This window comes from Curvibacter sp. CHRR-16 (assembly GCF_018474005.1).
In the GTDB taxonomy this organism is placed as follows: Bacteria; Pseudomonadota; Gammaproteobacteria; order Burkholderiales; family Burkholderiaceae_C; genus Allorhodoferax.
The window spans coordinates 682,927-704,451 of record NZ_JAHCSH010000001.1; the positions used below are offsets into that span (position 1 = coordinate 682,927).

Annotated in this window: 24 protein-coding genes; 8 read left to right on the forward strand and 16 right to left on the reverse strand. The window is 58.4% G+C overall.

Features of this window, described 5'->3' with window-relative positions; genetic code table 11:
• The first annotated feature begins 3 nt into the window (after positions 1–3).
• On the forward strand, positions 4–1,059 hold the full coding sequence (locus tag KIK84_RS03235) for a sulfotransferase family protein (protein ID WP_214121516.1): 1,056 nt from the start codon (positions 4–6) through the stop codon (positions 1,057–1,059).
• Positions 1,060–1,074: 15 nt separating this feature from the next.
• Here the strand turns inward: KIK84_RS03235 and KIK84_RS03240 are convergent, their stop codons facing one another.
• The 5 genes from KIK84_RS03240 to KIK84_RS03260 form a co-directional block, all read right to left on the reverse strand.
• Complete coding sequence (locus KIK84_RS03240; protein WP_214121517.1) at positions 1,075–2,184, reverse strand: MFS transporter; 1,110 nt, start codon at positions 2,182–2,184, stop codon at positions 1,075–1,077.
• Positions 2,185–2,311: 127 nt separating this feature from the next.
• On the reverse strand, positions 2,312–2,854 hold the full coding sequence (locus KIK84_RS03245) for a helix-turn-helix domain-containing protein (RefSeq protein ID WP_214121518.1): 543 nt from the start codon (positions 2,852–2,854) through the stop codon (positions 2,312–2,314).
• Between the two features lie 105 nt (positions 2,855–2,959).
• On the reverse strand, positions 2,960–3,253 hold the full coding sequence (locus KIK84_RS03250; protein ID WP_214121519.1) for a helix-turn-helix domain-containing protein: 294 nt from the start codon (positions 3,251–3,253) through the stop codon (positions 2,960–2,962).
• Between the two features lie 11 nt (positions 3,254–3,264).
• Positions 3,265–3,513, reverse strand: coding sequence for a hypothetical protein (locus KIK84_RS16515; RefSeq protein ID WP_250207694.1), 249 nt, complete (start codon positions 3,511–3,513; stop codon positions 3,265–3,267).
• 112 nt (positions 3,514–3,625) lie between these two features.
• Positions 3,626–4,894 carry a benzoate/H(+) symporter BenE family transporter gene (locus KIK84_RS03260; protein WP_214121520.1) on the reverse strand — a complete coding sequence of 423 codons (1,269 nt, stop codon included), beginning with the start codon at positions 4,892–4,894 and terminating at the stop codon, positions 3,626–3,628.
• Positions 4,895–4,980: 86 nt separating this feature from the next.
• Between KIK84_RS03260 and KIK84_RS03265 the strand changes: the two genes are divergently transcribed.
• Entirely contained in the window at positions 4,981–6,438 is a 1,458-nt protein-coding gene (locus tag KIK84_RS03265) for an aminotransferase-like domain-containing protein (protein WP_214121521.1), read from the forward strand.
• Here KIK84_RS03265 and KIK84_RS03270 read toward each other — a convergent pair.
• Positions 6,435–7,727, reverse strand: coding sequence for an amidohydrolase family protein (locus KIK84_RS03270; protein ID WP_214121522.1), 1,293 nt, complete (start codon positions 7,725–7,727; stop codon positions 6,435–6,437). The two genes, KIK84_RS03265 and KIK84_RS03270, sit on opposite strands and share 4 nt — an antisense overlap.
• A 59-nt stretch (positions 7,728–7,786) precedes the next feature.
• Positions 7,787–8,440 carry a uracil phosphoribosyltransferase gene (upp, locus tag KIK84_RS03275; protein WP_214121523.1) on the reverse strand — a complete coding sequence of 218 codons (654 nt, stop codon included), beginning with the start codon at positions 8,438–8,440 and terminating at the stop codon, positions 7,787–7,789.
• 100 nt (positions 8,441–8,540) lie between these two features.
• Between upp and KIK84_RS03280 the strand changes: the two genes are divergently transcribed.
• On the forward strand, positions 8,541–9,551 hold the full coding sequence (locus KIK84_RS03280; protein WP_214121524.1) for a hypothetical protein: 1,011 nt from the start codon (positions 8,541–8,543) through the stop codon (positions 9,549–9,551).
• Between the two features lie 24 nt (positions 9,552–9,575).
• Positions 9,576–9,773 (forward strand): diguanylate cyclase domain-containing protein, encoded by a 198-nt coding sequence (locus tag KIK84_RS16775; RefSeq protein ID WP_349815890.1) that lies wholly within the window; start codon positions 9,576–9,578, stop codon positions 9,771–9,773.
• A gap of 15 nt (positions 9,774–9,788) precedes the next feature.
• Here the strand turns inward: KIK84_RS16775 and KIK84_RS03290 are convergent, their stop codons facing one another.
• From KIK84_RS03290 to KIK84_RS03305, 4 genes are all read right to left on the reverse strand, one after another.
• Positions 9,789–11,078 carry an ABC transporter substrate-binding protein gene (locus KIK84_RS03290; RefSeq protein WP_214121525.1) on the reverse strand — a complete coding sequence of 430 codons (1,290 nt, stop codon included), beginning with the start codon at positions 11,076–11,078 and terminating at the stop codon, positions 9,789–9,791.
• 108 nt (positions 11,079–11,186) lie between these two features.
• The gene (locus KIK84_RS03295) at positions 11,187–11,891 is read right to left on the reverse strand and encodes a helix-turn-helix transcriptional regulator (RefSeq protein WP_214121526.1); all 705 of its coding nucleotides are present in this window, start codon (positions 11,889–11,891) and stop codon (positions 11,187–11,189) included.
• The gene (locus tag KIK84_RS03300; RefSeq protein ID WP_214121527.1) at positions 11,861–12,370 is read right to left on the reverse strand and encodes an EVE domain-containing protein; all 510 of its coding nucleotides are present in this window, start codon (positions 12,368–12,370) and stop codon (positions 11,861–11,863) included. The genes KIK84_RS03295 and KIK84_RS03300 overlap by 31 nt, the downstream gene beginning before the upstream one ends.
• Positions 12,371–12,372: 2 nt before the next feature.
• Positions 12,373–12,522, reverse strand: a complete 150-nt coding sequence (locus KIK84_RS03305) for a VOC family protein (protein WP_250207695.1) — start codon at positions 12,520–12,522, stop codon at positions 12,373–12,375.
• A 175-nt stretch (positions 12,523–12,697) separates the two neighbouring features.
• Between KIK84_RS03305 and KIK84_RS03310 the strand changes: the two genes are divergently transcribed.
• Both KIK84_RS03310 and KIK84_RS03315 read left to right on the forward strand, forming a co-directional pair.
• Positions 12,698–13,321 carry a YitT family protein gene (locus KIK84_RS03310; protein WP_214121528.1) on the forward strand — a complete coding sequence of 208 codons (624 nt, stop codon included), beginning with the start codon at positions 12,698–12,700 and terminating at the stop codon, positions 13,319–13,321.
• A gap of 125 nt (positions 13,322–13,446) precedes the next feature.
• Positions 13,447–14,697, forward strand: coding sequence for a dicarboxylate/amino acid:cation symporter (locus KIK84_RS03315; protein ID WP_214121529.1), 1,251 nt, complete (start codon positions 13,447–13,449; stop codon positions 14,695–14,697).
• A gap of 33 nt (positions 14,698–14,730) precedes the next feature.
• Here the strand turns inward: KIK84_RS03315 and KIK84_RS03320 are convergent, their stop codons facing one another.
• Genes KIK84_RS03320 through KIK84_RS03340 form a run of 5 tightly spaced genes read right to left on the reverse strand, consistent with a single transcriptional unit; the run spans position 14,731 to position 19,496 of the window.
• The gene (locus tag KIK84_RS03320; RefSeq protein WP_214121530.1) at positions 14,731–15,171 is read right to left on the reverse strand and encodes a nuclear transport factor 2 family protein; all 441 of its coding nucleotides are present in this window, start codon (positions 15,169–15,171) and stop codon (positions 14,731–14,733) included.
• Entirely contained in the window at positions 15,149–15,997 is an 849-nt protein-coding gene (locus KIK84_RS03325) for an SDR family NAD(P)-dependent oxidoreductase (protein WP_214121531.1), read from the reverse strand. Before KIK84_RS03325 ends, KIK84_RS03320 begins: the two co-directional genes overlap by 23 nt.
• Positions 15,988–17,277, reverse strand: coding sequence for an SAM-dependent methyltransferase (locus KIK84_RS03330; protein ID WP_214121532.1), 1,290 nt, complete (start codon positions 17,275–17,277; stop codon positions 15,988–15,990). The genes KIK84_RS03325 and KIK84_RS03330 overlap by 10 nt, the downstream gene beginning before the upstream one ends.
• Complete coding sequence (locus KIK84_RS03335; RefSeq protein ID WP_214121533.1) at positions 17,274–18,137, reverse strand: DUF1365 domain-containing protein; 864 nt, start codon at positions 18,135–18,137, stop codon at positions 17,274–17,276. The genes KIK84_RS03330 and KIK84_RS03335 overlap by 4 nt, the downstream gene beginning before the upstream one ends.
• A 15-nt stretch (positions 18,138–18,152) precedes the next feature.
• A complete protein-coding gene (locus KIK84_RS03340; RefSeq protein ID WP_214121534.1) occupies positions 18,153–19,496 on the reverse strand; it encodes an NAD(P)/FAD-dependent oxidoreductase in 1,344 nt (447 codons plus the stop codon).
• A gap of 112 nt (positions 19,497–19,608) precedes the next feature.
• On the opposite strand from KIK84_RS03340, the gene KIK84_RS03345 reads away from it, so the two are divergent.
• Together KIK84_RS03345 and KIK84_RS03350 are read left to right on the forward strand one after the other, a co-directional pair.
• A complete protein-coding gene (locus KIK84_RS03345; protein WP_250207696.1) occupies positions 19,609–20,250 on the forward strand; it encodes a TetR/AcrR family transcriptional regulator in 642 nt (213 codons plus the stop codon).
• A 175-nt stretch (positions 20,251–20,425) separates the two neighbouring features.
• Positions 20,426–21,523 carry a glycosyltransferase family 4 protein gene (locus tag KIK84_RS03350; protein WP_214121535.1) on the forward strand — a complete coding sequence of 366 codons (1,098 nt, stop codon included), beginning with the start codon at positions 20,426–20,428 and terminating at the stop codon, positions 21,521–21,523.
• Positions 21,524–21,525: the final 2 nt, after the last annotated feature.

The following is a 21,525-nucleotide window of genomic DNA, read 5'->3' on the forward strand; positions in this document are numbered from 1 at the left end:
GTTATGACCAATCCAACTCTGCAATCCGATGCCCGTCCAGCGCGGCCACGTCCCGTGTTGATGATCCCATTGCGCCGCTGCGGTAGCCATGCGCTGCGCTTGCGCCTCAATGCCAATCCTGACTTTTATGCGCCGTATCCCTTGCACATTGTCGATTTCATGCCCTTGGTGGAGTTGTACGGAGACTTGAGTGACGATGTGGCGTACTTCCAGATGGTGGTTGATATCGTCGGCTTGCAGGCTGTCAGCATGGTCAAGTGGCCGAGAGTGGTGTTTGACCCGGTGGTGATTTTTGATGCCATCAAAGATGAACCGCGCAGCGTGCACCGCATCGTATGGGAGCTGTTGTTTCAGTGCGGTATGCAGCACGGAGCCAAGGTGGTGATGGACAAGTCTTTGGACAACGTGCACTACGCCACCGAGTTGATCAAGTTGTTTGATGACATGCTGTTCTTGAATGTGGTGCGCGATCCGCGCGCGCAGATCAACAGCATGAACAAAGCCATCATCCACGACTTTGACTCGCTGCTTAACGCCCTGACATGGGCCAAGAGCTATGCCCAAGGCAGTGCATTGGCAACCTTGTACCCGGAGCGTGTGCTAACCGTGCGCTATGAAGACTTCATCAGCAACCAAGAAGCAGTGCTGCGCAAGATTTGCGAATTCTTCCAGATGGAGTTTTCGGTGGACATGCTCGATGTGTCCCGCAACCAAGAGGCGCAGCAAATAGCCACTATGTCGGCGCTGTGGGTCTCTAACGCGCATGCGCCTATTCCGGCCAATGTGGACAAGTTCAAAAAGTCCTTGAGCATGGAAGAGATCGCCATCATCGAAACCGTGGCTGCTGATGCCATGCAGCAGTATGGCTACGAGCGCATGACCACAGGCAAAGTGGATATTACCGATGCGATGGTGGCGCAGGCCAAGCTCAGCAGCGAGGCCAAGCGCAAGAAAGCGTGGGAAGACTTGGCCAAGAACGACCACCGCGACTACGCCTTGCGCCAATTGCGCATCAACTATTTGCGCATGGTGAAGGAGCGGTTGCTGAGCAAGGCGTAAGTCTGGCGTAGTGCATCAGTTGTTGGCTTGTGTGCCTATGCGTACCAGAGCAATGCCCAGAAGTGCAAAACAGAATGCAGGCAGAACCAGGAAGCTAGCCCCTAGGCTTGAGATGGTCAGGGCAAACAGCGGTGACCCCATGGTGGAACCCAAATTCCCCATTTGTGCCACTGCGCCAGCGGCTCGTGCTTGCATATCGGACTGTTTGCACAGGTAGGGAATTAATGCGAACGATGAGCCGCCAGCCAACCCCACCACATACATCAGCAGTACGGCCAGCGGGGCAACGAGTGTGCCTTGCGCTAAGCATATTCCTAAGCCCAAGCTGGCTACAGCCAGACCACTAAAAGCCAATTGCACTAAGCGTGTCGGTGCAATCAGCGATTGAGCTAACCAACCAGCAGAGAAGGTTCCGAGCATAGACATCAGTGGCATTACAAAAGCCACCCAGTTTCGATGGGTTCCTACGTGTTGCGGCACAAAAGTCATCAACGCAATAGCGGTGACGGTGTAGCAAAAAAAGCATAGACTAGGCAGCGCTGTAGCCCACTGGCGGTATAGCCGGATATGCAGCATGAACACATCAGCCAATTGGGGGCTGGCTTGTGTGGTTGCCTCATCTTTCGGGATGAAAGCAAGGACTGCTAGCCACAGCAAGCCCATGCCTGCAGCGTGTCCCATAAACAGGCCGCTCAACTGCAAATGTGTCAACACCCAGTTGCCAATAGTGGCCATTACAGCAAATGCCACACCGACAAAAGTGCTCCATAGCCCCAATGCAATGGAGCGGTGCTGTGGAGCACTTTGTCTGATGATGAGAGTGGGAGCTGCTACCACGACGGCCAGTTGTGAAATGCCTTCCCCAAAGCGCGTAAACCACAGCAATGGGAATGGCAGCATGAGCGATTGCAGGAGTGCCATGCACGCACCTAAGCCCATGCCAATCAGTAATAAGCGGCGATAACCCAAGGCTGGCGCATATAAACCTGCGGTCACCCCCAGCACCAAACCTACCAAGCCGACGGTGGACAAAATCCAGCCCATAGCGGTTGGCGTTGCTCCATAAGTGGCTTGCAATGCCTGAAAGGCAAAAGATACCTTGGCAAACTGCATGGCTGCCAGCACACCGCAGTGCCATAAGATGATGACGCACAACCAATGAGTGGAGGGCGGTGAATTGTTGGGTAGGGATGTATTAACACTGGACATGCGCCGATGTTCTGACTCGTTTGCCAGAACGTCAACGCATAACTTATGCGTTACTTTGAATGGTGGTGCAAAGGCGGGCTGGTAAGCCGTTGGCGAGCCATACGCGTTCCCACACCATGGTGCTGCGCTGAATGTGAAGACCAGTCGTTTGAGCCGTGCGAACATTCACCACCACGGGTTCAGGTGCATCCTGTTCCCACCAACCATGTGTCTCCAGCTGCAACTCGGCTTGGGCTATGTCTTCAGTCGCATATGGCCATAACGATGTGTGCAAGAGATCTGTTTCTGCAATGCCCCATATCTTTTGGCGAAGTGGGGATGCGGCAAGCAATCGGTGGTCTATGTCGGTAATCAAATGCGTAGGCAAGGTGCTGTGTTTCACAAGACGCAGCAAGGCTGCATCGTGCACCGGAGCCTGTGCCAGTACTTTCCACAGCGCGGCTATGGTCGCAGGCGAGGGTGTGATGCTCCCACTCTCCCAGCGTGATACCGTGGCCTGATTAACCCCGGCTATAGACGCGACGGTTTCTTGCTTAATGAACTTCAGGCGGCGCAACCGTTTGAGACGTTTGCCGAAAGAGGGCAAAGACTCAAGTGGAGACGGAGCTGTTTGCAGCGTAAGGTCTCTTGCAAGGCTGTCGGGAATAGGTCTTGGCGCAGTACTTGGCATCCGGCGAGCTGGCCATACGCACTATTGCAAGGCCTGCAATACAGCAGCTGGGTTGCGATCAATGACGTTCAGCAACACTAGCGATGCGCCGCTAGGTGAACGGTCGCCTCGTTCCCAATGGCGTAAGGTAGCCACCGAGAAGCCAAAGCGTGCAGCAAATTGTTCTTGGGTTAGGCTCAAGCGCGCACGCAGGCTGGAAACGTCTACCGCCTGTGGTTGATAGAGCTTGACGCCCTCAGTCTTGCTTCCTTTTGATTTCGCGTGTGCAACAGCCTCGTTCAGGCCTTGCTTGATGCTATCGAATGCACGTGCCATACATATTCCTTTCAGAATTCAAGCCAGATTTGAACCAGCAGTTCAACCAGTTCGGCTAACTCATTGCGCTCAGCTTTGCTGATGTTGGCGCGCTCGTTCTTAGCGAAGAGGGTAAGCAGGTACAGAGGCATCAAGTCACTGTGCACGTTGCCCCGTCCCCAACGCAGTTTGCGAACACCACCGGTGCCTTCGATCAGATCGCCTGCTTTGGGGTGAGCGGCCAAGTAATTGACGATGTCCAAACGTTCGGCGGCACTCATCAGCTTTTCAGCGCGGCGAATGTATTCCGCGCAGTTCGGCAATGGTTAGCATGTTTAATTGTAATCCATTGGATTATTTTCTTGTACTTCGTGCTTGAACCCGCCTCGGATTTCATGAGCCAGTACTGCATGCCCGCATTGTCGTGCGTTTGCGCAGCACGGCATACGCCAGCAGCCCCAGTACCAAGCCCCAGCAGGCTGAGCCTATGCCCAGCAAGGAGGTGTTGGTGGCGGTGACCAGAAAGGTGATCAGCGCAGCCTCGGCTTCGGCGGGGGTGTTGAGGGCATTGCTCAGGCTGTTGTTCAGCCCGGTTTGGATAGCGCCCAGCAGGGCGATGCCTGCCACGGTGGCCGTGAGTGCATGCGGCAGCAGTACAAACCAGGCTGTCAAGGTGGCGGCTACGCTGCCCAGCAGCAGGTAGAACACGCCGCAGGCCATGCCGGCCACCCAGCGTTTGCGCGCATCGTGGTGGGCTTCGGGACCGGTGCAGATGGCGGCGGTGATGGCCGCCAGATTGACCCCATGCGAGCCGAATGGCGCTGTCAGCACGCTGAGCAGTCCGGTGAAGCTGACGAGCTGGCTGGTGGGCGGGGTGTACTGGGCACTGCGCAGCACTGCGATGCCGGGCACTTGTTGCCCGGTCAGCCCCACCAGCAGCAGGGGAAGACCCAAGCTCACGATGCTGGTGAGCGACCACTCCGGGCTGACCCACTCGGGCTGCGCCCACTGCAGGCCCGCCGCGCTGCTGCTGCCTAGACTGCCGCCCAGAATGCCATTGAACCAATACAGCAGCACCCCCGCCACCAGTGTGAGCGGCACGGCGTAGCGGGCGCTCCAGCGTTTGGCGAGCAGGTAGCAGACAAACATGGCAGCGATCAGCCAGACCGTGCTGCCCGTGCCGTGGCTGGCGGTGGCAAACACGTCCAAGCCAAAGCGCAGCAATATGCCCGCCAGCATGGCGGCGCACAGGCTCTTGGGGATGGCGGCCATGAGCTTTTCGAACCAGCCGGTGACGCCCACCACATACATACCTGCGGCAGCAAAGAGATAGGCGGCTATGGCTTGGGAGTAGGGCATGTTGGCCAGTGCGGTTACCAGTAGGGCGGCGCCGGGGGTGTTCCATGCACAGATCACTGGCAGGCGGTAGCGCCAGCTCAGCCACAGCCCCGATAGCCCCGCCCCCCATGAGATAGCCCATACCCATGAGCTGAGCTGACCGGTGCTGAGGTGTCCTTTCTGTGCGGCTTGCAGCACGACCAGCAAAGGCCCTGCATACGAGATGAGTACTGCTATCAAGCCAGCGAGTACAGCGGGCAAAACATCGGACACGGCGCTGTGCCATGTGCTCGGGGAGAAGGAGGAGGTGTGGGATGTAGTCATGCACTCACTGTAGAGGGCAGATACGTTGATGTGCAGTACAGATGACTGCTTGTATGCAGTACAGTTGTGGCGAAACAGGGGGTGTTATGCAACACAGTTACCGGGCTTTGGCGCAGCAACTACAGGGCGAGATCGCACGCGGCGAGCGCCGTGTGGGCGAGCGCATGCCCTCGGTGCGCGAGGGCAGCGGGCAGTTCGCCGTCAGCGCATCGACCATGGTGCGCTGCTACCGCTATCTGGAAATGCACGGCTGGGTGGATGCCCGCCCCAAGTCGGGGGTGTATGTGGCCGACTGGAAGGCGCGGCCAACCGCCCAGCCAGCCGCAGCCGCTCAGCCAGCCGCAGCCGCTCAGCCGACGCTGGCACCCCCGGCCTCCATGGCTTTTGAGCGCTTTGTGTCGCTGCAAGAGCGCATGGCCGAGCTGTATGCGCTGACCTCCCAGCCACTGCACATGGGCTTGCATCTGGCCAACGCCGCACCGCAGTGGTACCCGACCGAGGCCTTGGCCCGCATCGGTCAGCGTTTGTTGCGCAGCCATCCCGATGCTCTCGGGGTCTATCCCACCGGTACGGGCTGGCCCGCCTTCAAGCAGGCGCTGGTGCAGTATCTGGGCGCCAAGGGGCTGGAGCTGGCAGCGGATGACCTGTTGGTGACCAACGGCAGCACCGAAGCACTGGCTGTCGCGCTGCGGGCGACCACGCAGCCGGGGGATTCGGTGGCGGTCGAGTCACCGGCGTACTTCGGCTTGTTTCAGTTGCTCGACAGCCTGGGCCTCAAGGCGGTGGAAGTGCCCTGTGTGCAAGACCAGGGCATGAGTCTGGAGGCCTTGGAATACGCGCTGGAGCACAACAGCAGCATCCGCGCCGTGGTGCTTATGCCCGGTTTTCAAAACCCGCTGGGCTATGCCATGTCAGACAGCCACAAGCGCCGTTTGCTCAAACTCATAGAGCGTTTTGGCACGGTGCTGGTCGAGGATGACACCTTTGCCGACCTGTCTCCCTACCAGCCGACTGCCCAGCCCGTGAAGGCGTGGGACCGACTGGGGCAGGTGGTGTACTGCGGCTCGTTCAGCAAGAGTCTGGCTCCGGCCTTCCGGCTGGGCTGGGTGTCAGGTGGGCGCTACCACGCCCGTATCGCGGCGCTCAAGCTCAGCCACTCCTTAGTCACCCCGCTGTGGGAGCAGATGGTCTTGGCGCAGTACTTGGCATCCGGCGAGCTGGCCCCGCATCTGCGCCGCCTGCGTGAGAGATTGGCCGCCAATGTGGTGCCCGTACTGGCCAGCGTGCGCCAGCACTTTCCGCTGGATTGCCAGATCAGTAATGCGGGCAACTGGTGGCTGTGGGTAGAAGCCGCCCCGCAGGTGGACACGCTGGCAGTCCTGCGCCAATCAGTGCGCCAAGGCATCGCGTTCACCCCCGGTGTGCTGTTCAGCGCCAGTGGCAAATACAGCCACTGCATGCGCATGACCGTAGCCCAGCCGTTTGGCCCCACGATGGATGCGGCGCTGGCGACTATCGGGGGGCTACTCAGGGAGGCGGTTTAGCGCCTATGCAAAAAATCCGTCTGCCCCGGCCTCCCACCCAAGTGCAGACTGGCGGTGCGGGCGGGAGTTTGGGCGACTAGCTGGCCGCGGCGCCAGACTTTGAGGCGGGTGGCTTTGAGGCGGATGGCTTCTATGGGGGTGCGGGCTTGGAGCAGCACCAGGTCGGCGTGGCAGCCCGCTTCCAGCCCGTAACTGTCCAGGTGCAGGATGCGGGCGGGGTTCTTGGTCACGGCGTCAAAGCATTGCTGCATGGCGGCTTGGCTGGTCATGTGGCCTACGTGCAGGCCCATGCTGGCGACTTCGAGCATGTCGCCGCTACCCATGCTGTACCACGGGTCCATCACACAGTCGTGGCCGAACGCCACCGTCATGCCAGCGGCCATGATCTCGGGCACGCGGGTCATGCCGCGCCGCTTGGGGTAGCTGTCGTGGCGGCCTTGCAGGGTGATGTTGATGAGCGGGTTGGCCACCACGCACAGCTGGGCTTCGGCCATCAGGGGCAGCAGCTTGCTCACGTAGTAGTTGTCCATGCTGTGCATGGAGGTGAGGTGGCTGCCCGTGACGCGTCCGTGCAGCCCCAAGCGCTGAGTCTCATAGGCCAGTGTCTCTACGTGGCGGGAGTGCGGGTCGTCGCTCTCGTCGCAGTGCATGTCCACCAAGCGGCCTTGCTCGGCGGCCAGTTCGCACAGCAGCTTCACGCTGGCAGCACCATCCGCCATGGTTCTCTCAAAGTGGGGGATTCCACCCACCACATCCACGCCCAGTGACAGCGCTTTTTTCAGGTTGTCCACACCACCTTTGGTGCGCAGTACGCCGTCCTGTGGAAAGGCGACCAACTGCAAGTCCAGATAAGGCGCGACGCGCTTTTTCACTTCCACCAGCGCTTGCACGGCCAGCATGCTCGGGTCGCTGGTGTCCACATGGCTGCGAATGGCCAGCAACCCCTGTGCCACCGCCCAGTCGCAGTAGGCCAGCGCACGTTCCACCAGCGCATCAAAGGTGAGGTGGGGTTTGAGTTCGCCCCAGAGTGCTATGCCTTCTAGCAGGGTTCCGCTCTGGTTCAGGCGCGGCAGGCCCAAGCTGAGCGTGGCGTCCATGTGAAAGTGCGCGTCCACAAACGGGGACGAGAGCAGCAGGCCTTGGGCATCGACCACTTGGGCGGGAGTCTGGGTATGCGTCAGGGCCGTAAGCGCGGCAGACACTTCGACGATGCGCCCGTTTTGCACGGCCACGCCCATGCCGGTGCGGCCATCGGGCAGGGTGGCGTTGTGGATGAGTAGGTCTAGCATGGCAACTCCGGGAGGGCTGTGACGGGGGATGCGGCAGTGCGGTGGTGGCTGTGTGGTTTTTATTGCGTCCCAAAGATGCGGTCACCCGCATCGCCTAGGCCGGGCAGGATGTAGCCGTGGTCGTTGAGCTCACGGTCGATGGCGGCGGTGAATACGGGCACATCGGGGTGCTCTTTGTACAGGGTGTTGATGCCCTCGGGGCAGGTGAGCAGGCACAAGAACTTGATGGACTTGGGCTTGCACTGCTTCAGGCGGGCCACGGCGGCGGCGGCCGAGTTGCCGGTGGCCAGCATGGGGTCGACGATGATGACGTCGCGCTCTTCCATGTTTTTGGGCATCTTGAAGTAGTACTCCACCGCCTGCAGCGTGTTGGGGTCGCGGTACAGACCCACATGGCCCACGCGGGCACCGGGCACGACGTTGAGGATGCCGTCCAAAATGCCATTGCCAGCGCGCAGGATGCTGGCAAACACGAGTTTTTTGCCGTCAATCACTTGGCTGGTCATGGTTTCCAGCGGGGTTTCGATCTGCACGTCTTGCAGTGGCATGTCGCGGCAGACTTCGTAAATCATCAGCCCGGCCAGTTCATTGAGCAGGCGGCGAAAGCTGTTGGTGCTGGCTTCCTTTTTTCGCATCAGCGTCAGCTTGTGCTGCACCAGTGGGTGGTTGATAACGGTGGTGTTGGCGCGGGCGGCGGGGTCCAGTGCAATCATGGTGTATGAATTCGTAGTGTTTGCTTCAAATGGATCGTAGTGGGGCAACTGTAGCGGATGCGCAAGCATAATTTCTGCCAACAATTTCTAAGGGAACCGGATGTACACCAATGAAGACTTGCAATCTGCCGTTCAGGCTGGGGTGCTGACCCAAGAATCGGTGGATGCGTTTCGGGCCCACATGGCTCAGCAACAGTCCACCACCTTGGTGGATGAAGAGCAATTCCGGCTGGTATCGGGTTTTAACGACGTTTTTGTTGTTATCGCCTGTGCTTTGTTGTTGGTCGCTGTGGGCTGGATTGGGCATGGGGTGTCCTTGTCGGTCGCCGGCGGCGCGGTAGCGCTGATTGCTTGGGGGCTGGCGGAGTTTTTTGTGCGCAAACGCCATATGGCCTTGCCTGCCATCGTGCTCTTGGGCGCTTATGTGGGGGGCTTTGTCATGGCCATGTACCCGGTTATGGATGCTGGTCATGCGCTGGCTTCGGTGGTTTGCATGCTGTTGCTCACGGCGGGTGTGTGGCTGCACTGGCGCCGCTTTTATGTGCCGATCACGGTGGCGCTTGGAGCTGCTGCCATGGTGTTCATGGCGCTCAAAACGCTGGATGGTGTGCTTCACATCTTCACCAACTCCTGGAGCATGGTGCTTATTTCGCTGGCAGGTGTATGCGTCTTTGCATCGGCTTTGTGGTGGGATTCGCGCGATGTGCTGCGCAAAACCCGCCGTTCTGATGTGGCCTTCTGGCTCCATCTTCTGGCTGCGCCACTCTTGGTTCATCCGGCGTTTTGGCAACTCATGCGCAAACTGGAGCAAAGCGGTGACGCCATGAGCCTGCCCAGCGCAGCGCTGGTGCTGGCGGTGTACGTGGTGCTGGCCGTGGTGTCGCTGGTGATAGATCGCCGTGCTCTGATGGTGTCGGCATTGGCTTATGTGCTGTACACGTTCAGTGCGGTATTCAAGCAGTATGGAGAGCCCAGCTTGAGTTTTGCCTTTACTGCGCTCACGATAGGCAGTGGTTTGTTGCTCTTATCGGCGTTTTGGCATAGCTGCCGATCGCGCATACTGCCGCATATGCCTGCGGTCATTCAGGGTTGGGTGCCGCCGCTCAAATAAAGAAACGACGTTGGATGGATATACGTGGATCAACCACCACAACCTCGCCCTAGTTGGCTGCACGTGCTGCTGTTTGGTGTGCTTTATGCCATCAGTGTGGGAGGCGCTGTACTGCGCGCTACATTGGATGGTTCAGCCAACCGCTTGCTTGAGCAAGCAGACGCTGCCCTGTACCGTGCCAAAGAGCAAGGGCGTAACACGGTGGCGTGGGCGTCTGCATAAGCCAAGCCACTGCAGTTACTTGATGCGCTGCAATAGTGCGTTACCTTCTTCCACCAATCGCTTGGCTGCTTCTTCTTCAGTGACTTTGCCGTAGGCCACGGTCTCGAATACTTCGCGGAAGAATTTTTGGAAGCGCACGTTTTCAAAAAGCGGGGAGGGCAAATCGATCTTTCCTGCGTCTTTTACCTTTTTGATTTGCAAATAGGCTTTGAGCTCAGGCCCTTGCAGAGCCCCAGAGCGCACCATGCTGCGGAATTGGCTATCAGCCGCTGGGACGCCTCGGGTCAGTCCCAAGATGGCAGCGGCTTCTGGGTCAGTCATGAAGTAGTTCAGGAACTTGGCCGCAGCTTCACCGTTTTTGGTGCGTTTGCTCACGGCAAACACCATGGAAGGGCGGCCGAACATGCCGCTGTTCTTGGCGTTCGGCAGGGTGAGGAATTCCCCCACATCGAGCTTCTGGTTTTTATCCAGCGTGCTGGCGCGTTGGCCTAAGGTGCTGTCCCAGGTGTAGACACCGCCCCAGTTGCCCACTACCCAGTCTGGCATTTGTTCGGTGGGTTTTTCTGAACCGCCCAAAGAAACGCGGATAGGCAGCGGCACGGCGACGTTGTTGGATATGAGTTTTTTATAAGCCCTGACCCATTCCAGTGCGGCGGCATCGCTCATGGCTACTTTGGGCTGGGTCGGGCTGACGTAGGGCATGCCAAACTTTTGGTGCGCGTACGTGTGCGAGAGCGAAATGATGTCGTAAGGCTCGCCATCGAGTGCATAGGCCTTGTCACCGAGTTTTTGTTTGATGACGGGGCCAGCAGCAAACAAGTCTTCCCACGTTGCGGGCATTTTCAGGCCTGCGCGGGCGAATGCAGCGGTATTCCACATCATCATGCGGGCGGTAAAGGATGCAGGCAGGGCGTTGAGCTTGCCGTTGACCACGCCCATTTTCAAATCCACATCGGAGAATTGGTTCAGCGCCAGCAGGTTTTTGTATTTATTCAAATCCAAAAAACCATCGCCTGTTTTGGAATACGACGGAATCCATGCCCAGTTGATTTGCATGATGTCTGGCTCTGTGCCGCCAGCCAGTTGGGTGGACAAGCGCTCTTGGTAGCCAAAAAAGCCCATGTACTCGCCTTTGATTTTGATGCCGGGGTTTTTGGCCTCGAATGCTGCAATCGCTTTGAGTGTGGCTTCATGGCGTGCACCGCCGCCCCACCATGAAAAGCGCAGCGTCACATCTTCTGCTGCGGCGGTAAAACTGGTGAGCAAGGCCGCGCTGGCAATGGCCCATACAAAACGCTTATGCATCGTTAGTCTCCTGATGTGATTAAAGATATCAACAGCGGAGTATTACCTGCGTTTGCTTACGCTGCGAGTGCCAATCACTACGCACTTTCCCCAGTACTGGAATGGTTCTTATTGCAAACGCTGCCAAGTCCCTGTAGGGGCGTTGGCGCGCACGTAGTCGGCAACGGTTTGGCCGTCTTGGTGTGGGTAAGGGGATGCTTCGTGCAGCACCTGTAGCTGCTGTATGCGGTCTATGCGAAAGCTGCGAAAGGCATGTTTGTCCTCGCACCAAGCGCCCAGTGTCCACACCTGCCCCCAGTAAAAACAGCCCAGCGGGCGTATGGTGCGTTGGCTGAGGCGGTTGTGGGCATCTTGGTAGTGCAACTGCAAGGTTTGCCGCAGCGCGACCGCTTGGCGCAAGGCACCCAGGTGTTGGAGGTCGCTACTGGGCGCGACGGGTGGTGCGTACACGGCCAATTGCTCGGCTTGTGTGCGGTAGCTCGCGGGCAGGGCCGCCAACACTTTGCCCAAGGCCTCTTGTGCGTGCTGGGCCAAGTCGGTGTCCATCCAAGCGCTGGCCATGCGCACACTGGCCACCAAGGCTTGGGCTTCGTGGGTGGTGAACATAAGCGGTGGCAGATCAAAGCCTTTTTCCAAGCAATAACCAACTCCCGCTTCACCCCGTATAGGTACGCCTTGGTGCTGCAGATCGGCCACATCGCGGTAGACCGTGCGCTCGGACACCTCCAGCCGCTGTGCCAACCACGCAGCAGTGCTCAGGCGGCGGCCTCGGATGAGTTGAACTAGCTGAAAAAGTCGGTCTGCACGGCGCATGGTGGCATCTTAGGCGCAACGCAGGCATGGAGCAGCGCATCCCATCTCACCTGCATGGCTGCAGCGATCAGGCGCATGTCATGGTCGCTGATGTGCAGCAGTCCAAAGCGCAGTTTGGCACCCCACGCTCCATCAGCGGCCCATTCCAATTCGGGCAAGAGGGGGGCAATGGCCGCTTCCTGTGCAGGCAGGTAGTGCACATCGTGCCGCCAGGGGACAAAGCCGCCGCCCATGTCAAACGCATAGGGCACTGCACTGCGCACAACGCCCACGGAGACAAAGCGTTGCCAGCGGTCTTTGCCGCCCATGGTGAGGGTGGGGCTGTAGTACACCACCCGGTCTCCCGGATGGATGCGCCGCAGTGGAGCCGCTTTGCCGTGGCACACCTGCATAAAGCCGTGCTCGGGGTTTCTGCAACCACGGCGAGCGTGCTCGGCGCAGGCCACCGCGATCCAGTTGTGGGGAGGGCGTTGGGTCATGCTTATTGCAGGGCGTGCAGGCCCACGTGGTTGCTATCCCGGAAACCCATGGGTTCACGCCGCATGGGCTGCTGCAACACCGCTTCATAAAAGCGTTGGGCATCGTTGAGTTGGGTGGTGGGGATTTCGAACCAGTTGATAGCGTTATGCATGCTGTGCCTTTCGTGTGTTGTGGACATGCAGGCAGTGTGACAAGGGGCTGCTGACAGCGTGGTGTCAGGAGTGTGGCGGCAGATGCCGTAGTTTGGATAAGATGCGCGCCCATATCCCACCACAAGTGGGTTTTTAAACATCGCCATGTGGCACAACCCATGCTTTGCACCCCCTATGACTGATACCCCACAATCCCCCGCCAAACCCCAAGAGCACGGTTGGCTAGACGATGGCCACGCGCTGGCTATCGGCGTTTTGTTTGTTTCCCTCGGACTCATCATGTTTGCCCACGTGGGGCTGCTCACGGGCGGGGTGGCTGGTGCGGCGTTTTTGCTGCATTACGCCTTGGGTTGGAATTTGTCTTGGTGTTTTTTCGGTTTGAGCATGCCGTTTTTCTGGCTTAGCTGGAAACGGCTGGGTGCTGAGTTCACGCTCAAAAGCGTGGTCTCGGTGGTATTCGTGTCCCTGTGCACGGCATGGGCACCCAAGGTGGTGCGCTTTGAGTTGATAGACCCGTGGCTAGCCTGCGTGCTAGGGGGCTTTCTCATTGGCATGGGCCTGTTGGCACTGCTGCGCCACCATGCCAGTGTGGGCGGGGTCAACATCTTGGCCCAGTGGCTGCAACAGGCGCATGGCATCAGCGCTGGCAAGGTGCAAATGTCCGTGGACGTGGTGGTGGTGGCCATCGCTTTTATGGTGCTAGACCCGGTGCGGGTGCTGCAGTCCATCGTGGCTGCCATCATCATCAGCGCGGTGCTGGTGCTCAATCACAAGCCGGGGCGCTACTTAGGGGTCTAGGGTTTTTCCTTAAGGGATTACGCTAATAATTACAGTATTATTAAGAAGCTCGCTGCCGTTGGGGTAGCGGGCTTTTTATTTGTCTAAACAGAATAAGCGCGCGTTGGGCGCACGGAAGGTTGAGTGTGAAACGGTTGACCAGCAAACTGTATTTTTGGGTGCTCTTGGCCATTGTGGCTGGGGCATTGTTTGGGCACTTTGAGGCGGAGACTGCCGTCAAGCTCAAACCATTGGGGGATGCGTTTATCAGTCTGATCAAGATGTTGATCAGTCCCATCATCTTCTGCACGGTGGTTTTGGGCATCGCGGGTGCAGGCGATATGAAAAAAGTGGGTCGTGTGGGCGGCAAGGCCATTTTGTACTTTGAAGTGGTATCGACCATTGCACTGGTGATCGGTTTGGTGGTGGTCAACGTTCTCAAGCCCGGAGCGGGCTTTAACGTCGATCCTGCCACTTTGGACGCCAAAGCCGTGGAGAAGTACGCCAAGCAAGCCAGTGAGCAAAGCACGGTGGACTTTTTGCTGCACATCATTCCCAAGACCTTTACCGATGCGTTTACCGGCAATGGTGATTTGCTGCAGGTGCTGTTGCTGGCCGTGCTGTTTGGTTATGCCATGGTGCACATGGGCAAAGCCCAGTCGCCAGTGAAGCATTTCATTGAAGAGGTGTCGCACATCTTTTTTGCCATGATGAATGCCATCATGAAGCTGGCACCTATCGGTGCTGGTGCGGCCATGGCCTTCACCATTGGCAAGTACGGCATAGGCTCGCTCAAGCCGCTCATTGCCTTGATGGGTGCTTTTTACCTGACCTGCTTGTTGTTCGTACTGCTGGTCTTGGGGCTGATTGCCAAGTTGGTGGGCTTTAACATCCTGCGCTTTATTGCCTATATCAAGGATGAACTGCTGACGGTACTGGGCACCTCATCCTCTGAATCGGCTTTGGTGTCTTTGATGGACAAGCTGGAGAAATTGGGATGCTCCAAGTCCGTGGTTGGCTTGGTGGTGCCATCGGGCTACTCGTTCAACTTGGACGGTACCAACATCTATATGACCATGGCTGCGCTTTTCATTGCGCAGGCCATGAACATCGACCTGACTTTGCAGCAGCAGCTCACCATCTTGCTGGTGGCCATGCTGACGTCCAAAGGCGCATCTGGCGTGACCGGGGCAGGTTTTATCACCTTGGCTGCCACGCTGGCTGTGGTGCCCAGTGTGCCTGTAGCGGGCTTGGCCTTGATTTTGGGGATAGACCGTTTCATGTCCGAAGCGCGTGCCCTGACCAACTTCATCGGCAACGGTGTAGCCACCGTGGTGGTGTCGCGTTGGGAAAAAGAACTGGACAAAGACGCGATGAACAAGGTGCTCAAAGGCTAAGCAGCCCCCAAGCACGGAGGAAAAGGCCAAACGTCACTGCGGCGTTTGGCCTTTTTGTTTGAGCCAACGCATCAAGCTGCCCAGCACCGGAAGTTTTTCGTACAACTCCTCGGCCACATCCCAGTAATCGCGGTGCTGGGTGATACGGCCTAGGTCATCGAGCAGCAGGTGGCTGCTGCCATGAATCACCACGTCCCAGCGGCGGGCACCCCGTTGCACGGCAAAGTGGAAGTCCCATGTCAGAAAACACTGCTGGGCATCGCCCAAACGGTGCTGTATGACAAAACGTGGCTGTACCAGCGCACTGAACATGTGTTGGTAAATGCGTGCAATAGCCGCCAGCCCCTGCACTTGCTGAAAAGGGTCTTTGAACTGCGCCTGTGGGTGGTAGATGCTCTCCAGCAGTTCCAGTGACTGGGGCTGGAGCGTTTCAAAGTAGCGGGTGATGCGCTCAAGCGGTGTGGTGCTGTTCATGGGGGCTGGCTTTGGGGGCAAAGTAGCGCTGCAGCAGCGGCAGCGAAACGCTATAGGGTAGCTGGCGCAGCAGTTTGAGCCACCAAGTAAATCGGCGTGGGAAGTGCACTTCGAATTGACCTTTGGCCCACCCCTGCAGTATGGCCTGGGCCGCTTGCTCGGGGCGCATGAGCGCGGGCATGGCAAAGTGGTTGCCGGCAGTCAGTGGTGTTTCTACAAATCCCGGACTAATCAGCGATACGCCTATGCCTTGTGGGTGCAAGTCCAAGTACAGCACTTCGGCCAGGTGCATGAGGGCGGCCTTGGTGGGGCCATAGGCCAAACTCAGTGGCAGTCCTTGGTAGCCTGCAACACTGCCTACCAAGCTGATATGGGGCGGCGGATGGTTGTCGGCTGTATGAATCAGGGCGCTTGCCACGGTGCGGACACGCTCTAGTAGCTTGGGCACCACGGCAGCCAGCATGTGCTGCGCGCCTTGCAGGTTGATGGCGTTGTGCTGCAGCATGTCGCCCAAGTCGATGGCATTGGCTTGCATGGGGCTGTAGTGGCCGGCGCAGTACAGCACCCAGTCCAATTGGCCTTGGGTATGCAGCTGGGCGGCGCATTGCTCCAGGCGTGTTGCATGGGTCACATCCAGCGGCAGGGCTGTGCTGCCCGGGTGTTGTTGAGTGAATGCCTCTAGGGCAACCCTGTTGCGGGCAGAGACGATAACGTGTGCCCCGCGTGCATGCAGTGCGCTGGCAGTCGCCCGGCCTATGCCGCTGGAGGCACCTATCACCCACACATGGCGGCCACGCCAGTCACGGCAGATGGGGTTCAGGGACATGGTTTCTCCAGTGTGATTTGCAGCACATCGATATCGCCCGCCACAAAGGCAGCTTCGCAGTAGACCAGGTAAAACTCCCACAGCCGTATGAAGGTGTCGTCAAACCCCAGTGCCCGCACAGCAGGCAGTTGCTGCATAAACCGCTCGCGCCAGCGGCGCAGGGTTTCGGCGTAGTCCAGACCAAAAGCCAATGTGCGCTGCACCCGCAGGCCGGCCGCTTGGGCTTGCTGTTGCAAAGCGCTGGGACTGGGCAGGCAGCCACCGGGGAATATGTATTGCTGGATGAAGTCCGTGCCCTGCAGGTAGCGATCAAACAAACCGTCAGCAATGACAATGCTTTGGATGCAGGCTTTGCCACCGGGTTTGAGCAAACGCTGCAAGCTGCCAAAGTAGGTGGGCCAGTAGGCTTGCCCCACGGCTTCGATCATCTCGATAGAGCAAATGGCATCGAACGCTGGGTCGCTGATGTCGCGGTAGTCTTGCAAACGCAGGTCAGCTTGTTGGTTCGGGCCACAGGAAATGCCAGCGTTGTGCAGGCGTTGCTGCGCGTAGGCCAGTTGCTCGGTACTGAGCGTCACTCCCACCGCATGGGCTTGGTAATGCTCGGTGGCCGCTTGTGCCACAGCACCCCAGCCGCAGCCTATTTCCAGCAAGCGTTGGCCGGGGCGTAAGTCCAGCTCTTGCAGGGCGCGGTGTACCTTGGCGTTTTGGGCGCTGCTCAGGTCTTGGTGGTAGTTGCCAGCAAACCATGCGCTGGAGTAATTCATGCTCCCATCAAGCCACAGGCTGTAGAAGTCGTTGCCCAAGTCGTAATGGGTGTGGATGTTTTTGCGGCTGTTGGCTTTGCTGTTATGGCGCAGCAGGTGGCGCAGGCGGTACAGCAAACGCCCCCACCAGCGGCCATAAATGAGGCCATCGAGAATCTGTCGGTTGCGTGCCAATAAGGTGATGAGCGCGGCCAAATCGGGACTGCTCCAGTGGCCTGCCATATAGCCTTCGGCAAAACCAATGTCGCCGCTGCGCAATGTGGCCTGCAACACACTCCACTGCTGCAGGTGCAGCTTGGCGTGGATGGGGTTAGGGTCTGTTTCGCTGGCATGGGTTTGCCCGAAATGCAGCGTGTAGCCATGGGGCAGGGTCAATTCCAGTGTGCCATGGCGCAAATGGCGCAGCAGGGGCAGCACCTTGCGGGCAATGGCTGGGGTGCGTGCGTCGTGCAGCCAATCTTGCGGGGCAGCGGCAGCAAGGGTTGTGTAGCTGGTGGGGCTGTGCGTGGTCATGGTCGTGCTGTGGTGGTACGAATGGAGGGGCTGGCAGGAGCGCCAGAGCTGTCGTTGTTGGGTGTTTGTGTGGGCAGCGAAAACCAGGGCACGCGCTTGATCCACAGCAGCAGGGCGTGCCAGTGGATGCGGGCGATCACGCCCCAGGTCATGAGGGGGTAGCGCCACAGCGCGCGGCGCAGGCTCTGGCGGGTAATGGGCTCTAGCACGCCGCTCAGGCTGGTGTAGATGAGGGCACCGTCATCGGGGGGGCTGCCTGTGCCGGGTGCATCGGCATTGCTGCTGTCGTGGTAATCAATGCGCACCACGATGCGCTCTGCATGGTCATTACGGGTCTGTGTGCGCATGAAGCGAAAGCGGTAATGGCCCGTGACCTTGCAAAACGGCGAGACATGCAGTGCTTTGTCGGCACGGTATTCCTGCCCCATGCGGGGGTTTTCTATCAGGTAGCAGTGGCGCTGGCCAAAAGTGTTGTTGACCTCCACCACCACCGCGCGCAGATGGCCTGAGGGGGTGTGACAGTACCAAAAGCTCACTGGTTTGAAGGTGTAGCCCAGCACACGGGGGAAGCATTGCAGCCACACTTCGCCAGTGGCATCGACCACACCGTGTTGCTGTAGCAAAGCATCAAGCCAAGGCAGTACACCGCCCTGGCTGGCTGGTGTACCCAGTCCATGGTCGCTGTCGTAAAAGCTCAGCCAGTCGCGCACATTGGGTCGCCATCGACCATGCGCACCAGCGGCCAGCGTGCGCATGGGCAGCAGCACAAAATAACTGGGGTAGGCAAACGCATGCCCAGTGGGGCGGGTGCGGCGATGGCGCACTTGGCCAAAAGCGATAAGGGGTTGGGCGGCTGGCATGCTGTGACCCGGGGCTTAGGCTGCTAGCACAGTGGCTGCCGTGGTGGGTGGCGATGCCGCAGCATCGCGCAGCAATTGCTCAGCGGCTTGCTGGCCCGAGCGCAGGCCGTCTTCATGGAATCCGTAGCCTGCCCATGCACCGCAGAAGTAGCGGTTTTGCACGCCTTGCAGCGTGGGCAGTTGCGCTTGTGCTTGTATAGCGGCCATGTCCAGCACGGGGTGGGCATAGTCGTATTCGCCCAGCACATGTTCGTCCGCAATAGGCCGCAGGGGGTTTAGGCTGACGATAACGGGCGTTTGCCAAGGCAAGGGCTGTAGCTTGTTGATCCAATAGTGCAAACAAACAGGGGATGACGGTTCTGCGTCGGTATCCACACCCTGTGCGCGGCGTTCGTAGTTCCACGCAGCCCATGCTTTGGGCAAGGGGGGCATGGGGCTGGCATCGGTGTGCAGTACTGCCCGGTTGTTTTGGTAGCGGATGGCCCCTAGCAGGCGACGCTCAGACTCTGTGGGCGCGTCGAGCAGGGGCAAGGCTTGGTCGCTATGCGTGGCGATGATGACTTTGTCAAACCATGCCGTGCCGTGCGCGGTGTGCAGAGACACCCCATCGGCTTGGCTGCGAATGCTTTGCACCGGTGTGCGCAGGTGCTTGTGGTCTACGCGCTCTGTAATGCGCTGTACATACTGGCGCGAGCCACCTTGCACGGTGTACCACTGCGGGCGGTTGGCAATTTGCAGCAGCCCATGGTTGTGGCAGAAGTGAACCATGGTGGCAACTGGGAATTGCAGCATTTGTTGTGTAGGGCAACTCCAAATACAGGCCAACATGGGCAGCAGGTAACCGTGGCAAAAAGCCTCGCCAAAGTTGTGCTGGCGCAAAAAATCACCCAAAGGCTGTGCCATGTCGGCTGCCTGTGTGGTGGCCATGTGGGTGGTCAGGCGGTTAAAGCGCAGCAAGTCGCTCAGCATGCCCCAAAAGGCTGGGCTCAGCAGGTTGCGCCGCTGGGCAAACACGGTGTCGAGGTTGTTGCCACTCCACACAAGTTCGCGCCCTTGCAGACTCGATTGCACGGAAAACGACATATCAGACGCTGCCTTGGCCACGCTCAATTCGTCCAACAAGGCCAAGAAACGCGGGTAGGTGCGTTCGTTGCAGACCAAAAAAGCCGTGTCCACGCCGTGCGTGATGCGCTCCATGGCGTGGGGAGCGGTACCGCCACGCGGCAGGGTGATATCGACCGTATGGGCGTGGCCACCAAAGTAGTCACCTGCCTCAAACAGGCTGACCTCCACCTTGCCTTGCAGCGCATGGGCAGCACCCAAGCCTGCAACGCCTGATCCGATGATGGCTACGCGCATGACGTTCTCCTTGAGGGTTCTTTTTGTGACTGTTTGGTATTTAAATTGAACTGTACAGTAATTTTTTGATCGATAAAACTCTTTTTTGACTGAGGTGATTAAAATGGCCACCATGGCCAGTACCACCTCTACCCGCAAATCCGCTCTCCCATCTGCCAAACCGAGCTTCAAAGAGCAAATGCTCCAAGCGCGGGCCGAGGCCATCATCCAAAGCGTGAACCGCCTGCTGGCGGAAAAAGGTTTTGAAGCCATGACGGTGGACGAAGTGGCTGCCGATGTGGGAATAGCCAAAGCCAGCTTGTACAAGCATTTCCCCAGCAAAGAAGATTTGGCCGCCGCCGCTATGGCATCGGCGATGCAGTCGGCTTTGGTGTTTTTGGACAGCATCGCCCAAGAGGATGCGCCGCTGGACAAGCTGCGCGCTGTGGTGCGTTGGACCATGCAACGCAAGTTGGCTGGGCAAATGCCTTCTTTGCCTAGCCAAAATTCCAGCCTGCGCACCGCTTTGATGGCACACAAGGACTACATGGATGGACTCATGCGCGTGAGCGACAAGCTGGGTGGCTGGATAGAGCAGGCCCAAGCACAGGGAGCGCTCAACGCCAAACTGCCTGCCATCGCCATTCTTTACACCCTTTATGCGCGTGCCTGTGACCCGGTGCTGGAGTTCTTGCAGATGACAGCACTGTATGACGAGTCCGCCATCATCGATTTGGTGATGAGTACCTGCTTTGAAGGTTTGTGCAGCCGCTAAATTCGATACCAACAGATTTCAAGTGTTAAGCCGATAATGACCTCATTTTTGCGGGTTTGTTGAGTTTTTAATAAATGATTAATTTGTGATAATTTGAAAGTGAACTTTTCGAAATAGTGTTCATCGAACTGTCACATGCGGGACGCGTGGTGCGTCTCAATCAACAAGGCATTGAATGCAAATCACATTGGTCGTACGGCGTTTTGGCCCCGTGGGGGGAATGGAGTCGTATGTGTTTCAGTTGGCGCAAACCCTGCAGCAACGTGGGCACGCCATCACCGTGCTGTGCGAGCAAATTTGCAGCGCCGTACCCGTTGGCATCACCGCCCACGCCTTGGGTGCGCAGCGTCCGCGCCCACGCTGGCTGGCTTTGTGGCGGTTTGGCCAGCGTGTGGAGCGCTGGCTGCGTGATCATCCCGAGCCCGGTCGCATCGTGCACAGCCATGAGCGTTTAGGTTGCCACCATGTCACCACTTGGCATGGTTCTGTTTTTGCCACTGTGTTCGATAAACCTTGGTGGTATCGATGGTCATTGCGTGTGTGGATGCATTTGTACCTAGAGCAGCGTGAACTGCGGGTAGCCCGCCAAGTGGTTCCGGTGTCGTACGTTACGGCGCAGCAGATAGCAGATTGGTATCCCTCGTTACTTATGCGTTTGACCACGCCGGTGCTGCCTGCTGTGCAGTCTCCTGCGCAGCGTCCTGAGCGGCTTGTGCCAGAAGACGGTGGCGTGATTGGCTTTGTGGGTAGAGAGTGGCAACGCAAAGGCTTGCAAAATGCGGTGACCATTGTGCAGGCCCTGCGCCAGCAAAGACCCCGGTTGCAGTTGTGTGTCGTCGGTGTACCGGCCCATGAAGTGGCCACTGTGCTGGCACCCTTGGAGGGCTGCGTGCAGTGCATCCCTTGGGGTGAGAAAGTGCCTTATGAACAGTTTGATGTGCTGTTGCACCCTGCCCAAAGCGAACCCTTTGGCATGGTAGTTACCGAGGCCATGGCGGCTGGTGTGCCGGTGGTTGTATCAAATGCCTGTGGGGCAGCCCAAGAAGTAAAAGCCGCTTCGGGTACTGTGCTGGACTTGCGCCAACCCGTGAGTGAATGGGCCTCAGCCGTGGAGTTACAACTGCTGCGTACCAAGCCTGTACCACCGTATGTGCGCAGTTGGGAGCAAGTTGCGTTGGAGTATGAAACCCTGTACCAACAGATGACGGACTGCCGCGCCCAGTCCCACGAGGGCAGTGGGTTTGCGTTGACGAATTTTCCGCTGACGCGCTGAAT

Excerpts from the sequence above, each read along its gene's own strand:
- KIK84_RS03235 (WP_214121516.1), top strand. The coding sequence starts at position 4 with ATGACCAATCCAACTCTGCAATCCGATGCCCGTCCAGCGCGGCCACGT.
- KIK84_RS03250 (WP_214121519.1), bottom strand. The coding sequence starts at position 3,253 with ATGGCACGTGCATTCGATAGCATCAAGCAAGGCCTGAACGAGGCTGTT.
- KIK84_RS16515 (WP_250207694.1), bottom strand. The coding sequence starts at position 3,513 with ATGAGTGCCGCCGAACGTTTGGACATCGTCAATTACTTGGCCGCTCAC.
- KIK84_RS03260 (WP_214121520.1), bottom strand. The coding sequence starts at position 4,894 with ATGACTACATCCCACACCTCCTCCTTCTCCCCGAGCACATGGCACAGC.
- KIK84_RS03265 (WP_214121521.1), top strand. The coding sequence starts at position 4,981 with ATGCAACACAGTTACCGGGCTTTGGCGCAGCAACTACAGGGCGAGATC.
- KIK84_RS03270 (WP_214121522.1), bottom strand. The coding sequence starts at position 7,727 with ATGCTAGACCTACTCATCCACAACGCCACCCTGCCCGATGGCCGCACC.
- upp (WP_214121523.1), bottom strand. The coding sequence starts at position 8,440 with ATGATTGCACTGGACCCCGCCGCCCGCGCCAACACCACCGTTATCAAC.
- KIK84_RS03280 (WP_214121524.1), top strand. The coding sequence starts at position 8,541 with ATGTACACCAATGAAGACTTGCAATCTGCCGTTCAGGCTGGGGTGCTG.
- KIK84_RS03290 (WP_214121525.1), bottom strand. The coding sequence starts at position 11,078 with ATGCATAAGCGTTTTGTATGGGCCATTGCCAGCGCGGCCTTGCTCACC.
- KIK84_RS03295 (WP_214121526.1), bottom strand. The coding sequence starts at position 11,891 with ATGCGCCGTGCAGACCGACTTTTTCAGCTAGTTCAACTCATCCGAGGC.
- KIK84_RS03300 (WP_214121527.1), bottom strand. The coding sequence starts at position 12,370 with ATGACCCAACGCCCTCCCCACAACTGGATCGCGGTGGCCTGCGCCGAG.
- KIK84_RS03305 (WP_250207695.1), bottom strand. The coding sequence starts at position 12,522 with ATGCATAACGCTATCAACTGGTTCGAAATCCCCACCACCCAACTCAAC.
- KIK84_RS03310 (WP_214121528.1), top strand. The coding sequence starts at position 12,698 with ATGACTGATACCCCACAATCCCCCGCCAAACCCCAAGAGCACGGTTGG.
- KIK84_RS03320 (WP_214121530.1), bottom strand. The coding sequence starts at position 15,171 with ATGAACAGCACCACACCGCTTGAGCGCATCACCCGCTACTTTGAAACG.
- KIK84_RS03325 (WP_214121531.1), bottom strand. The coding sequence starts at position 15,997 with ATGTCCCTGAACCCCATCTGCCGTGACTGGCGTGGCCGCCATGTGTGG.
- KIK84_RS03330 (WP_214121532.1), bottom strand. The coding sequence starts at position 17,277 with ATGACCACGCACAGCCCCACCAGCTACACAACCCTTGCTGCCGCTGCC.
- KIK84_RS03335 (WP_214121533.1), bottom strand. The coding sequence starts at position 18,137 with ATGCCAGCCGCCCAACCCCTTATCGCTTTTGGCCAAGTGCGCCATCGC.
- KIK84_RS03340 (WP_214121534.1), bottom strand. The coding sequence starts at position 19,496 with ATGCGCGTAGCCATCATCGGATCAGGCGTTGCAGGCTTGGGTGCTGCC.
- KIK84_RS03345 (WP_250207696.1), top strand. The coding sequence starts at position 19,609 with ATGGCCAGTACCACCTCTACCCGCAAATCCGCTCTCCCATCTGCCAAA.
- KIK84_RS03350 (WP_214121535.1), top strand. The coding sequence starts at position 20,426 with ATGCAAATCACATTGGTCGTACGGCGTTTTGGCCCCGTGGGGGGAATG.